Source organism: Salinarchaeum sp. Harcht-Bsk1 (genome assembly GCF_000403645.1).
Taxonomy (GTDB): Archaea; Halobacteriota; Halobacteria; order Halobacteriales; family Salinarchaeaceae; genus Salinarchaeum.
Window position 1 is genome coordinate 2,479,542 of the sequence record NC_021313.1, and the last position, 11,709, is coordinate 2,491,250.

Annotated in this window: 13 protein-coding genes and 1 tRNA gene; 7 read left to right on the plus strand and 7 right to left on the minus strand. The window is 66.2% G+C overall.

Annotated features, from left to right (window positions below; genetic code table 11):
- Positions 1 to 169 precede the first annotated feature (169 nt).
- Together L593_RS11380 and L593_RS11385 are read right to left on the minus strand one after the other, a co-directional pair.
- The gene (locus L593_RS11380) at positions 170 to 1,993 is read right to left on the minus strand and encodes a hypothetical protein (RefSeq protein WP_049894084.1); all 1,824 of its coding nucleotides are present in this window, start codon (positions 1,991 to 1,993) and stop codon (positions 170 to 172) included.
- 164 nt (positions 1,994 to 2,157) lie between these two features.
- Positions 2,158 to 2,376: a hypothetical protein gene (locus L593_RS11385; protein ID WP_020447119.1), complete on the minus strand. Its 219-nt coding sequence runs from the start codon at positions 2,374 to 2,376 to the stop codon at positions 2,158 to 2,160.
- Positions 2,377 to 3,074: 698 nt separating this feature from the next.
- Between L593_RS11385 and L593_RS11390 the strand changes: the two genes are divergently transcribed.
- A complete protein-coding gene (locus L593_RS11390) occupies positions 3,075 to 3,428 on the plus strand; it encodes a hypothetical protein (RefSeq protein ID WP_020447120.1) in 354 nt (117 codons plus the stop codon).
- Here the strand turns inward: L593_RS11390 and L593_RS11395 are convergent.
- Entirely contained in the window at positions 3,415 to 3,642 is a 228-nt protein-coding gene (locus tag L593_RS11395; RefSeq protein WP_144060755.1) for a HalOD1 output domain-containing protein, read from the minus strand. The two genes, L593_RS11390 and L593_RS11395, sit on opposite strands and share 14 nt — an antisense overlap.
- 382 nt (positions 3,643 to 4,024) lie before the next feature.
- Here L593_RS11395 and L593_RS16080 point away from each other — a divergent pair, with 382 nt between their 5' ends.
- Positions 4,025 to 4,192: a hypothetical protein gene (locus L593_RS16080; RefSeq protein ID WP_187292620.1), complete on the plus strand. Its 168-nt coding sequence runs from the start codon at positions 4,025 to 4,027 to the stop codon at positions 4,190 to 4,192.
- Between the two features lie 77 nt (positions 4,193 to 4,269).
- Here the strand turns inward: L593_RS16080 and L593_RS16085 are convergent, their stop codons facing one another.
- From L593_RS16085 to glmM, 3 genes are all read right to left on the minus strand, one after another.
- Positions 4,270 to 4,509 carry a HalOD1 output domain-containing protein gene (locus L593_RS16085; protein WP_020447122.1) on the minus strand — a complete coding sequence of 80 codons (240 nt, stop codon included), beginning with the start codon at positions 4,507 to 4,509 and terminating at the stop codon, positions 4,270 to 4,272.
- 149 nt (positions 4,510 to 4,658) lie between these two features.
- The gene (gene glmU, locus L593_RS11400) at positions 4,659 to 5,927 is read right to left on the minus strand and encodes a bifunctional sugar-1-phosphate nucleotidylyltransferase/acetyltransferase (RefSeq protein WP_020447123.1); all 1,269 of its coding nucleotides are present in this window, start codon (positions 5,925 to 5,927) and stop codon (positions 4,659 to 4,661) included.
- Between the two features lie 191 nt (positions 5,928 to 6,118).
- A complete protein-coding gene (gene glmM, locus L593_RS11405) occupies positions 6,119 to 7,447 on the minus strand; it encodes a phosphoglucosamine mutase (protein WP_020447124.1) in 1,329 nt (442 codons plus the stop codon).
- Between the two features lie 320 nt (positions 7,448 to 7,767).
- Between glmM and L593_RS11410 the strand changes: the two genes are divergently transcribed.
- Entirely contained in the window at positions 7,768 to 9,006 is a 1,239-nt protein-coding gene (locus L593_RS11410; RefSeq protein ID WP_020447125.1) for an MBL fold metallo-hydrolase, read from the plus strand.
- Positions 9,007 to 9,132: 126 nt separating this feature from the next.
- Here the strand turns inward: L593_RS11410 and L593_RS11415 are convergent, their stop codons facing one another.
- A complete protein-coding gene (locus L593_RS11415; protein WP_020447126.1) occupies positions 9,133 to 9,399 on the minus strand; it encodes a hypothetical protein in 267 nt (88 codons plus the stop codon).
- Between the two features lie 164 nt (positions 9,400 to 9,563).
- On the opposite strand from L593_RS11415, the gene L593_RS11420 reads away from it, so the two are divergent.
- From L593_RS11420 to L593_RS11435, 4 genes are all read left to right on the plus strand, one after another.
- Positions 9,564 to 10,058: a hypothetical protein gene (locus L593_RS11420; protein WP_020447127.1), complete on the plus strand. Its 495-nt coding sequence runs from the start codon at positions 9,564 to 9,566 to the stop codon at positions 10,056 to 10,058.
- On the plus strand, positions 10,055 to 10,483 hold the full coding sequence (locus L593_RS11425) for a metal-dependent transcriptional regulator (RefSeq protein WP_020447128.1): 429 nt from the start codon (positions 10,055 to 10,057) through the stop codon (positions 10,481 to 10,483). The genes L593_RS11420 and L593_RS11425 overlap by 4 nt, the downstream gene beginning before the upstream one ends.
- 257 nt (positions 10,484 to 10,740) lie before the next feature.
- Positions 10,741 to 11,289 (plus strand): HNH endonuclease, encoded by a 549-nt coding sequence (locus tag L593_RS11430; protein WP_259369962.1) that lies wholly within the window; start codon positions 10,741 to 10,743, stop codon positions 11,287 to 11,289.
- Positions 11,290 to 11,323: 34 nt separating this feature from the next.
- Positions 11,324 to 11,427, plus strand: a tRNA-Gln gene (locus L593_RS11435).
- The last annotated feature ends 282 nt before the right edge of the window (positions 11,428 to 11,709 follow it).

Genomic DNA, 11,709 nt, shown 5'->3' on the forward strand with positions numbered 1-11,709 from the left:
GCCCGTCGTCGTGGAATCGGTAATCGCTGACTGGCGACGCGAGTCGGTCTCTGTGGTTCGAGGGACGCCAGGGCCGTAGCTTCGCGGTTCAGCCCCGACCACGAGAAGTCGCTCCCGTCGATGGAACCGATACGAGGCGGAGGACGTTCGACGGATCGACGCGGCGTCGCTAGGCCGTCTCCCCGTCGATGCGGTAGACGTCCACGTCACCGTTGGCCATTACGTGATCGATCTGCGGGTCGGTTCGGAGGCGCTCGAACCCGGATGCACTGTATCGCAGTCCGCGGTAGAGTTCGACCTCGCGCTGGTAGTCGCCCTCGTCCATCGCGAGGTAGACGTCCTCGTCGTATGCCGTGGTCAGGTTCTCGTTGAACACTGGCCCTGACACCCCGCCCGTTGCGCTCGAGAGGGCTGGCGTCGAGTCGGCGACCTCCGTACCGTATATCGCGTCGACGTACCGCTTCGGTCCGCCGCGAATTCCCATCACCGTCATCTCCGCTTCGCGGTACTCGAACGTGGTCTCGTAGCCCTCCACGGCGCCCTCCGTGACCTGCTGGTTCGTCTTGTACATGTAGGGGCTCTGGTGGAAGGCGGCTGCCTGTGCGATGAGCATCACCGCGAACAGTCCACAGAGCACGATGGCGATCGTGCGACCCGAAGTCCGCACGCCGACGCTCTCGACGCCCTCTGCGATCGCGACCGCTCCGAGGATCGTGATCGGGACTGCGAGGAAGCCCAGGAACCGGAAGTAGTGGTCACCCTGGTCGGCGACGAAGACGAATCCCATCAGGAGCGTCGGTGGGATGAGTCCTGCGACGAGGTAGGTGATGAGCGCGTCGCGGGTGGTCGCAGTGCTGCCACCGAAGAGGGTCCGGAGTCCGAGGAGTCCGGCCAGCAGACCGAACACGACGGTCACGGCGAAGAGCTTGAGGAACAGGACCTCGACGCTGCCGCCGATGGCCTGGAGCGATGACGACCAGGTGCCGGCCTGCTGGACGGTCTGGGGTCCTTCCCCGAGCATCTGTTCGATGACGTATTCCGTTCTGGCGCGTGCCCGCGGGTGCCGGAACGTCCAGACGAGGAACGCGATACCGAGCACCACCGTGTGCGCACGGATCGAACGGTGGCTCGCGATCGGATGGTCCGGGTACCACCGGCGGTAGGCGTACTGCACGAAGGCGATCGCGATCAGCATGGCGACGAGATCCATCGTCTCCTGTGGGTGATAGAACACGACGGCGAGGCCGGCGATGCCGAAGGCGACGCTGCTCGGTGAGAACAGCGAGACGGGGTCCCGCGGCGCCGTGAGGTGCCGGAACAGCAGGAAGACCGCTAAGGGGACCAGCATGATCGTCTGGCTGGACGGATGGGCCATCGGGTGGACCGTGATCCCGTTGATCGGAAGGAACAGGAGCCCGGAAAGGAGGCCGATCGTCGCCGCCCAGGGCCGATCGGACACGAAGGAGACGTCGAGGCTCATGAACACCACGAACGCCAGCGGGAAGACGACCAGTGGGAGCAAGAGGAGCGCCCGCCGCAACGTCACTCCGGTGAGGTGCTCGACCATGAGTCCGCCGACGTGGACGCCCGGATAGAGGCTCTGGAGGGGCTCCCAGGTGCCGGCCTGCATGTCCTTCGCCCAGCCGAGGTGGGTCATCGAGTCGCCCGCGCCGTAGAAGTAGTACCCACGGATCGCGGGAAGTGCGATAACCGAGAGCACGGCGAGGGCCACGAGCAAGTGTGCGGCGTCACGCCGGCGGTGCGTCGCGATGACGGCGACGACGATCCCCAGCAGCGACGCCACCGCGATCCCGGCCCAGTAGGCCGTCGGCGTCGCCCGGTAGATCGACTGTTCGTACCCGGTGGCTGGCGATCGATACGCGGTGACGATCGCGAACGCGAACGCGAAAAAGCCCACGACCAGCGCCAGCTTCTCGATCGTTCCCCGCCTCGTCGGCCCCGCGCTCGTCCGCCGAGAATGATCAACGTGCATGGATAAGCCTGCGTGGCGTCCCGCCACGAGAGTCGGCCTATCCTGTGGAGGTCGCGGCCTTTGTAATACCGCGGCTAGCACCGGTAGGACGATCGTACAGCTACGCCGTCGTGTGGTTTTACTCGGCAAATCGGCGACGCCGAGCCACCGAAGTGATGCCGCGCTTACCGGGCGTCGTGCAGGTCACGGACTAGCTCCGCTTCGGCGATGACGAACTCCTCTCGCCAGAGACACTCCTCTTCCGGCGGGAGAAACAGTTTGTGTTCGCTCCCTCGTTGCTCGACGGAGATGACCTCCCAGGTCGCACCGTGGTAGCCGAGGTCGCGCTCGGGATGCGGATCGTCCGGGGCCGCCTCCCACTCGGCCTCGAGCGCCATCGTCATGCCTCCCTCCGCTGCCGTCGGTTCGACGGGCCGGCGACTGGTCGTCGGTCAGTGGTGCTGGACGGTCGTCGACCCCGATCTGTACCGGTAGGCTGCCGCGTGGAGCGGCGATGTCGGTCCATACACCGGTAGGCCGGAGTTACTCACGTAAACGTAGTGGCACGTTTCGGCCGGACGGTATCGTCGTTGTGCGAGTGGGGCTACCAGTTAAGTGCCACGTACCTAGGTGTAGCTACCAGTCAGCGTTGGCACAACGTACGTTCTGGTTAATTCGAAGGCGCTGAAGGGCCGAGTCTGGGGTCCGCGCACGAGTGAGGTACTTGATCACGCCGGCGACGCCGGGCGCCAGTTGTAATCGCCTACCCTGAGTACGCACTTGCTACTGTTCGTGTAACCCGCTCGTGGAGGTCCGACAGTCCGCGGCTCGCAGCCCCAGGTGGCGCCAGCGCCGTCGCCGTCCCTGCTGCACCAACAGCGCCTCGTTTCCAGGCCTGCATTCGTCGGCTTCGTCGACGGACGCCGCCGGTAGCCAGCACGTGGCCGCCGCCGGCAGCTACCCCGTGCCACCACCGGCTGCTACCACGTGGCCACCACCGGCTCCAAGAGTGCCAGTAATTAAGTGAGTTGCATGCGTCGTGCTACCAAGGAACGACTCGGCCAGCACCGTTCGAGATAGCGGTGTCGTGTCTCCCCGATCGATGAACCGAACCGATTCCGAGGCGTCGACCGACGCGCTCCTGCGGGCCATCGCAGACTCCCAGCGGCGATACGTCCTCAGAGAACTCGCGGATGCGTCCGCTTCCGAGGTGACCGTCGACGCGCTCGCCGAAGTGCTTCTCGACGGACCGACCTCCCGCTCGTCGGATCGTCGATCGCGTCGTGAAATCGCGATCCAGCTGCGGCACGTACACCTTCCTCGACTCGAAGACGTCGGGCTCTGTCGGTACCACGAGGACCGGGACGTCGTCGAGTACTGTCCGGACGAGTTCGTGGAGTCGCTCCTGGATCTCCTCGAGCGGCGCGCCTCGCCGGAGCCGGTCACTGAGGACTGACGCGGATCGGTCCACCTGCCTCGATTTCGACGATCCGCTCGGCGTACTCGATCCGGATACTGAGCGTCTCGTCTGCGTCGACGTTCCGAAGCAACTGGTTCAAAGCGTCCACGTCGACGGCGTCGTAGAGCGTCGGGAGTGCAGCCGGATCACAACCGGTAGCCTCGGCGACTGCCTCGACGACGCGGACGCTCGGCTCGACGTCATTGCTCATCTGAAACGTCTGCGGCGATCCTGAAGCGCCTCGATCGTTCGATTCGCCACGGTCGCCGGGGGGTGTTCGGTCGGACATGCTGGCAGCAACGGCCCATCGCGTGCGCTCCCGATCGTCCAAAGCGTCGGATGGATCGTCAGTATCGATTCGGAGGTCCGCCTCGGTAATGAGTCTTTGTACTGTTTCGAGTGACAGTGACGTATTTGCCTCATTCGATCGCCAAACCGCGCCGTTCAGGCCCGGTGGATCGGGCCCCGGACAGTCGGCAGGCCGATGATTCCTGTCGATGCATCCTCACGATTGCTCCACTCTCAGCCGTTCCGACGACAAATCCGATCGTAGGCGGTTCATACTCAACTGGTCGGCCACCGCGTCTCCGGTAATGACCTGCTCCAACTGTAACGATCGAGCCGGGACGCCGGTGACGGTCCGCTTCCCAGCGGAAGAAAAGCGCGTCTCGGTGGCACTCTGTAAGCACTGCCGATCGGCGATCGAGGACGCTCCGCGGTGTGAAGTCGAGCGCGAATCGATCGCGGATCCGGCGGAGTAGCAATCCGTCACACGGACCCGCCCGCAGTGGACATTGCTCCTGGTGACCGGATCAGCGGTCGCGATCGCCGCTTACAATCAGTGATACTCCGTTCCGTCGACGACGATCGGCTCTCCGGGAACGACGCGGACCTCGTGGTCCTCGACTTCGAACGATAGTTCCCACCCGTTCCCGTCGTGAGCTGCCATCGCGTCGAGTGCGTCGGTGTCGATGACGTCACCGAGCCTGAACGTCAACTCCGACGGGTCCATACCCTGTGCGTCGGCCAGGGATCGCACGACGCGAACCGAGGCCGGAGTCGCTCCATTGTCACCCATGCCGGATACCTGCGTGGCAGTACACGGGCTGGCCTTTAATCGGGCTCGAATGGTCGCCGATCCACAGATTTTTGCGTGCGTATTCTACCCACAGCAACGCTGAAACCACGAGTTCAGTCGGTGCCTGCCGGACGGACCGCCGACGATTCCTATCGATCTTCGAGCACCGTCTCGTTCGGCCCCGTCCGTGCTCCCGTCGAGAGGGTCACGCCCGCGTTCAGACTGGTGTCGATCCCGGTCTTCGCGCCGTCGCCGACGACGACGCCGAGTTTACGGCGGCCGCTCGAGACCCGCTCGCCCTTGACGGTCATTCGGACCGGTTCGTCGTCGTGCCGGAGGTTCGCGACGGTCGTCCCCGCACCGAAGTTGACGTCGGCCCCGAGGATGGAGTCGCCGACGTAGGAGAGGTGCCCGACGGTGGCGCCGGGGAGTAGCACCGAGTTCTTCACCTCGACGGCGTTGCCGACGCGCGACCCCGGGCCGAGGACGGTCGCGCCGCGGAGGTAGGCGTTCGGCCCGACGTCGGCCCCGGAACGGACCACGACCGGCCCCTCGACGTACGTTCCCGACCGGATGCGGGCACCCTCCTCGACGACGATGGGCCCCTCGACGTGGACGTTTGCCTCGACGGTGCCGTCGATCTGCCGGACTGCGTGGGTATCACCTGCTCCCTTCACGTCCGGCGGATCCTGGGTTCCGGAGAGCGTCGATGCGTCTCGCGCCCGGCCCAAGTCGTCGAGGACGTGTTCGGTGGCGGCGAGGAGTTCCCACGGCCGCCCGACGTCGAGCCAGGTGCCGCCGTGCTCGACGGCACGCACGTCGTGACCCGCCTCGACCTGTCGCACGATGGCGTCTGTGAGTTCGTACTCGCCGCGGGGGCTCGCGCCGATCCGCTCGATGGCGTCGAAGATCGAGGGCTCGAACGCGTAGAGGCCCGCGTTGATCAGGTTCGAGGCCGGGTCGCGTGGTTTCTCGACGAGCCCAGTGACGCGGTCGTCGCTGGTCTCGACGACGCCGTAGTTCCCGGGATCGGGAACTTCCCGGACGGCCATAGCGGTTCCCCCGGCCGCCGCCAGATCGTCGACGACGCCGTCGTCCACGAGCACGTCCCCGTTCAGTGCGAGGAACCGTCGATCGACCAGGTCGCTCGCCCGGCCGATCGCGTGGGCAGTGCCACGGGGCTCGGACTGCACGACGTACTCGACGGGCACGCCGCGGTGGTCGTCGCCGACGGTCTCGTGGATCGCCTCGGCACGGTAGCCGACCACGAGGACGAACCGGTCGACAGCGTCGACGCACTGGTCCATGATCCGCTGGATCAGCGTGGTTCGGCCGACCGGCAGCAGGGGCTTCGGTCGACGATCGGTCAACGGTCGCATGCGGGTCCCTTCGCCGGCGGCGATGACGATCGCGTCCATACTGGCCGGCCGCGAGGCGCGCAATTAACTGCCCGCAATCGTCCAACGCGGTAAAACACTCGTAACTACGTGCAGTCGGCGGATTCCGCGGGGCGGTCGCGAGTGCTGGCGGACGAACGGAGAGGTCGGCGGCGGATTCGTAAGTGGAAGCAGACCCAGGTGAAGAGAGAGAGAGAGCGACGCCGGCCGCTTCAGGCCGTCTGCAGGGCCTCCGTGATCAGTTCCCGAGCCGTCTCGGTCAACTCGACGGTGCGATCTTCCGTGCGGCCCTGCGCGGTCATCCGGACCAGTGGCTGGGTGCCGCTCGCGCGCACGAGGAACCAGCCGCTGTCGGTCTCGACGCGGACGCCGTCCCGTTCGTCGATCTCGTCGTAGCGCTCGTTCGCCCGGCGGGCGACCGCATCGACGATCCGCTCTTTCGCCGTCGGGTCGACCTCGATCTGGTCGCGTTCGACGGGATAGGCCGGCAAACCGGCTACCTGCTGGGAGAGCGGCCTCTCGCGAGCGACGAGCGCCGCGAGCCGGCAGGCTGCCAGCGGGCCGTCCGGGGCGAGCGTTTGCTTCGGCCAGATCCAGGCGCCGCTTGGTTCGCCGCCGAAACTGACGCCGGGTTCGCTCGCTCGTTCGGCGACGTAGACGTCGCCGACGCGGGAGCGCTCGACGCGGCCGCCCTCCCGCTCGACGACGTCGTCGACGACCAGGCTCGCACCGACCGGCGCGACCACCCGGGCGCCGTCCGCGACGGCCTCCCCAGCGAACAGCGCGAGCAACTCGTCGCCGGCGAGGAACCGGCCCCGCTCGTCGACCGCCATCGTCCGGTCGGCGTCGCCGTCGTGGGCGATCCCCAGGTCAGCGTCGGTGCCGGCGACGTGCGCCGCGAGCGTCTCGCAGGTCGCCCCCGTCGGCTCGCTGGGCCTGCTCGGGAAGCGGCCGTCGGGCTGGCCGCCGAGAGTGGTCACCGAACAGCCGAGGTCGCGGAGCGCTCCAACCGTCACGCCGCCGGCGCCGTTGCCGACGTCGACGACGACGCTGAGTGGCTCCTCGATGGTGACTGCGTCGGTCAGCGCTTCGCGGTGGCGATCAGTCGCGTCGGTTCGCTTCGTCTCCGAGCCAGTCTCGTCCCACGCCACGGGCTCGCCGGCCCCCTCCTCGACGATCTCGGCGATGCGACGGCGCCGATCCTCGCCGAACGCCATCCCCTCGTCAGTCCAGAGTTTCAACCCGTTGTCTTCGGGCGGGTTGTGCGAGGCCGTGACCGCCACGCCGGCGTCGGCGTCGTACCAGCCGACGCTTCGGGCGATCGTCGGCGTCGCCGCGACGCCGATCCGGACGACGTCCGCACCGTACTCCCGGGCGCCAGCGGAGACGGCGTCCGCGAGGAGCGATCCGGTCAGCCGCGGATCGCGTCCGACGACGATCCGCTCGGTTCCGTGGGTCGCGAGCGCGCGCCCGATCGAGAGCGCGAGATCGGCGGTCACGTCCTCGCCGAACCGACCTCGGACGCCGCTAGTGCCGAACATCGTCAGCGCTCTTCTCGATGCCACGCGGCAACGCTCGGTCGTCGACGGTGCAGTCGGGCTCGGATTCGTGAACCATTGCCCAGTCGCACCGATGGACAGGTCCTTGTTATCGTGGTCGTACTTTGCTGGGATGGCCGATAGCCGGTGCCTGCGGCGACCGATCGATGGACCCCGCGTGGCACGACTGAGGTTGCAATTGCGGGGTGTCCGTACCGTTCAGCCACGATGCGCTCCGGTTCTACCAAGCCCTGCTCGGCCCTCCTCGCCCCGGTACCGACGGACCGACGAATCCAAACGGCGGCGCTGCCACTCTCGATCCGATGGAGCTCCGGTTTCTCGGTGGCGCAGGCGAGGTCGGTCGTAGCGCGATCCTCGTCAACGAGTCGCTGTTACTGGATTACGGCATGCAGCCCGCTACCCAGCCCCAGTTCCCCGTCGGATCGATCGAGCCGGAAGCCATCGTCGTCTCGCACGGCCACCTCGATCACGTCGGCACGATTCCCGCGCTGCTCTCCGGCGATCGTCGACCACCGATCCACTGGACGCCGCCGACCCGGGCGCTCGCACTGACCCTCGCTCGCGACACCCTGAAGCTCCACGGCGGCACGTACGGCTGCCCGTTCACCGAGACCGAGATCGCTCGCGTCACGCAGGTCTCCCAGACCCACGGCTATCGCGAATCCTTCGAGGCTGCCGGCCACGAGGTGACCTTCTTCGACGCCGGCCACATCCCCGGCAGTGCGCACGTCCTGATCGACGACGGCGAGACGCGACTGCTCTACACCGGCGATTTCCACACCGACGACCAGCGGATCGTCGCCGGATCGACTGCCCGGCCCGACGCCGACGTCCTGCTCTGTGAGAGCACCTACTCCGACGTCGAGCACGAGGCCAGGTCCGTCGTCGAGGAGCGGTTCGTGGAGAGCGTCCGCACGACGCTCTGGGAGGGCGGCACCGTGGTCGTGCCCGCGTTCGCGATCGGCCGAACCCAGGAGATGCTCATGATCTGCGAGGCGTACGACCTCCCCTGCTACGTCGACGGGATGGGCACCCACGTCATCGATATCTTCCAGGACCACCCAGCGTTCGTCCGGAACGCCGACGCGCTCGGCAGGGCGGTCTCCCACGCCAGGTTCGTCGACGGTCGGGACGGCCAGCGCGAGCGCATCGCCGACAAGAACACCGTGATCGTCACGACCAGCGGGATGCTCTCGGGCGGGCCCGCGATGACGTACGTCCCCGCGATCCGCGATCGTCCAGTCAACAAGATCGCGATGACGGGCTATCAGGTGGATGGAACGCCGGGCCGGGACCTGATCGAAACCGGCAGCGCCGAGATCGACGGCCGCGTGATGCCCGTCGCCGCCCAGGTCGAGCAGTACGACTTCTCCGCGCACGCCGATCGCGACGGCCTGCTGTCCCTCCTCGAGCAGTATCGTGACGCCGAGGTTCTGATCAACCACGGTGACCGTTGCTCCGTGTTCGCTGCTGAGCTAGCCGATGACGGGTTCGACGCGACTGCGCCCGAGAACGGGGATCGGATCGAGGTCGACGGCTGACTGGTCGGCACAGCCGCGCCTGCATATCGACCCTGCTCCACCACCGGTCGCTAGGCCGATCGACGGTTCCTCACAGCCGACCGCCGTGGCCGGTCGACGTCCCACACCGCCGACTGCCGTGGGCGATCACCGACTGACGAGGAACTGCTCGTAATCCCCGTACGCCAGTTCGAGCGAGCCGATCCACCAGTTCCAGCGCTCGACCAGGTCGCTGTCGGCCGGTGCGTCCTGCAGTTCCGCGACGATCAGTGTCCCGTCGATAGCGGAGCCCACGTCGTCACGGTAGGCGCCCGAGTCCGAGAGGTCGCCGGCGGCCCGTGCGACGACGCGAGCGACGTCGGGATCCGCGTCGAAGGCCGACTGGAGATCGGAGGCGAGTTCGGGCCGATGCACGTATCTTGCTTGTGCCAGCGGGCGGGTAAATCCGTTGCAGCACGTTTTCGCTGTCTTTCGACCCAGAGCACGACTGGCTCCCGTACAGGTGTCCGCCGATCTGTCGGCCGCCAGCCACACGCGAGAGGGGAAGCGGTAAGTGGACGGCATCCTGACCGGTGGGTATGAGTCTTGGGCAGCGTGTCGCGACCGACCACCAGCTCGCTCGGCTCCTCCAGATCGGAGTCGTACTGGAGGAGGTCGTCGAGGCTCGCGCCGAACGTCACCTCGCGGAGCTCGATCCCGGGGAGCGGGCGGCCCTCGACGACGAGGTCGAGGCCCTGCTCGCCGACGCTGCCGAGGAGTCCGCGACGCACCGCGACCGGCTCGCCGCGCTCGTCGACGCCCTCGACGCCGAGGCGACCGGGTTCGAGGAAATCGAAGCGCTCGTGGAAGAACGATACACTGCTCCGGGGGACACCGACGGTGTGCTCTACGATCAGCTCTGCAACGAGGAGACCGCCTACAAGTTCTACGACGACTTCATCGCCGCCATCGAGGGCAGCGACACGGAGTTCAGCGTCGATCGCGAGCACGTCCTCGACACCCTCCGCGAGATTCGCGAGGAGGAGGCCGAGGGCGTCGAGGAGGTCACCGAACTAATGGAGGAGCGCAGATGAATACCGCTGATCAGTACCTCAAGGCCATCTACCTCGCCCAGCGGCTGGAGGACGGTCCCGCGGCGACCGGCACCCTGGCGGACATGCTCGACGTTTCGCCGGCGAGCGTCAACGAGATGATCGGCAAACTCGAGTCCCGCGGGCTCGTCGACCACGAGAAGTACGCTGGTGCGACGCTCACCGACGATGGCATCGTCCGCGCCGAGGACACGCTCCAGACCTACTGCATCATCGAGCGATTCCTCCACAACGTCCTCGAGGTCGAGGACTTCCGCGGCGAGGCCCGCGCACTCGAGAGCGTCATCGACGATACCGTCGCCGAACGGCTCGACACGATCATCGACCGTCGCGGGGAGTGCCCGGACTGCTTCGACGCCGAGGCAGACTGCTGTGAGTTCCTCGAAGTCGAGCAACGAGCGGATTGATCGGGCGGCGTCGTTTGGCTACACGTTTTTGATCGAATACGGAGCGAAGCTCCTCCATGGAGTGCCCGACGTGCGGACGAGATTCCTTCACCGAAGCAGGTGTTCGGCAACACCACAGCAAGATCCACGACGAACCGCTCCCGAACCGAACCTGCAGTGGTTGCGGAACGCAGTTCTACGACCCGAAGGCGAGGCTCGAGTACTGTGACGACTGCAACCCGAACGCAGGATCGAACAACGGCAACTGGAGCGGCGCCATGGAGACGACGAGATGCAGCGAATGCGGCGACCGGTTCGAGTTCTACCCTTCAGAAAAAGACGGCGTGTACTGTTCGTCCTGTATCGACGCAACTGATGGTCTACTGCCGGACAATCCGATGGAGCCCATCGATCGCGTGGTGATCTCGTGTCCCGCCTGTGGTGAGGAACTTCGCGTGCTCCAATCACTGCTGGATCGCAGAAAACGCGGCGTGTTCTGTGGCCTCGATTGCTACGGGGACTGGCTGTCGGAACACATCGTCGGTCCCGATCACCATCAGTGGACGGGCTCCTGTCCGGAATACGGACACGGCTGGTCGGCTGTTCGCCGCGCTGCCCGCGTTCGGGACGAATACGAATGCCAGATTTGTGGCACGTCGAAGGTGGACATGGGGCGAAATCCGGACGTTCATCACATTGTCCCGGTACGGGAATTCCCCGATCCGGGTGACGCTCACTGCCTCGAGAACGTGATCACTCTCTGTCGATCCTGTCATCGCAAGGCGGAGACGGGTTCGATCGCAGTTCCCGATCCGTCAAAGGAGTAACGCACTTGTATGCGGCAGTGAAATCATCTACCGAAGCCCTGTGGTGTAGCGGCCAATCATAGCGGCCTTTGGACGTGTTCGGTTACGGCCGTGCGCGGAAGCCAGCCGTTGACGGCGGTTCGAATCCGCCCAGGGCTACTCCTGCGAACGACAGTGAGCAGCGAGTAGCCTAGCGGTTCGAACCAGACGAGACGCGCTCAACGCAGTGAGCACGTCTCGACGCGGTTCGAATCCGCCCAGGGCCTTTCCTGCGATCTCGTGAACAGGACGAAGAGACGTCCAACGCCGAAGCGAACTGGACTCCCCGCCGGTGAGCAGATCGACCTCAAATCGGCTTCTCGAGTAGCCGTCGAGTGGGCTGGATGCCTGACCTGGGGAAATCACCTCTCCCGCTGAAATCGACTCCGAAACTGCGGTCTT

What these genes read in the sequence shown, in the direction of transcription:
- L593_RS11380 (WP_049894084.1), bottom strand. Translation starts at nt 1,993, where the DNA reads ATGCACGTTGATCATTCTCGGCGGACGAGCGCGGGGCCGACGAGGCGG.
- L593_RS11385 (WP_020447119.1), bottom strand. Translation starts at nt 2,376, where the DNA reads ATGACGATGGCGCTCGAGGCCGAGTGGGAGGCGGCCCCGGACGATCCG.
- L593_RS11390 (WP_020447120.1), top strand. Translation starts at nt 3,075, where the DNA reads ATGAACCGAACCGATTCCGAGGCGTCGACCGACGCGCTCCTGCGGGCC.
- L593_RS11395 (WP_144060755.1), bottom strand. Translation starts at nt 3,642, where the DNA reads ATGAGCAATGACGTCGAGCCGAGCGTCCGCGTCGTCGAGGCAGTCGCC.
- L593_RS16080 (WP_187292620.1), top strand. Translation starts at nt 4,025, where the DNA reads ATGACCTGCTCCAACTGTAACGATCGAGCCGGGACGCCGGTGACGGTC.
- L593_RS16085 (WP_020447122.1), bottom strand. Translation starts at nt 4,509, where the DNA reads ATGGGTGACAATGGAGCGACTCCGGCCTCGGTTCGCGTCGTGCGATCC.
- glmU (WP_020447123.1), bottom strand. Translation starts at nt 5,927, where the DNA reads ATGGACGCGATCGTCATCGCCGCCGGCGAAGGGACCCGCATGCGACCG.
- glmM (WP_020447124.1), bottom strand. Translation starts at nt 7,447, where the DNA reads ATGTTCGGCACTAGCGGCGTCCGAGGTCGGTTCGGCGAGGACGTGACC.
- L593_RS11410 (WP_020447125.1), top strand. Translation starts at nt 7,768, where the DNA reads ATGGAGCTCCGGTTTCTCGGTGGCGCAGGCGAGGTCGGTCGTAGCGCG.
- L593_RS11420 (WP_020447127.1), top strand. Translation starts at nt 9,564, where the DNA reads ATGAGTCTTGGGCAGCGTGTCGCGACCGACCACCAGCTCGCTCGGCTC.
- L593_RS11425 (WP_020447128.1), top strand. Translation starts at nt 10,055, where the DNA reads ATGAATACCGCTGATCAGTACCTCAAGGCCATCTACCTCGCCCAGCGG.
- L593_RS11430 (WP_259369962.1), top strand. Translation starts at nt 10,741, where the DNA reads ATGGAGACGACGAGATGCAGCGAATGCGGCGACCGGTTCGAGTTCTAC.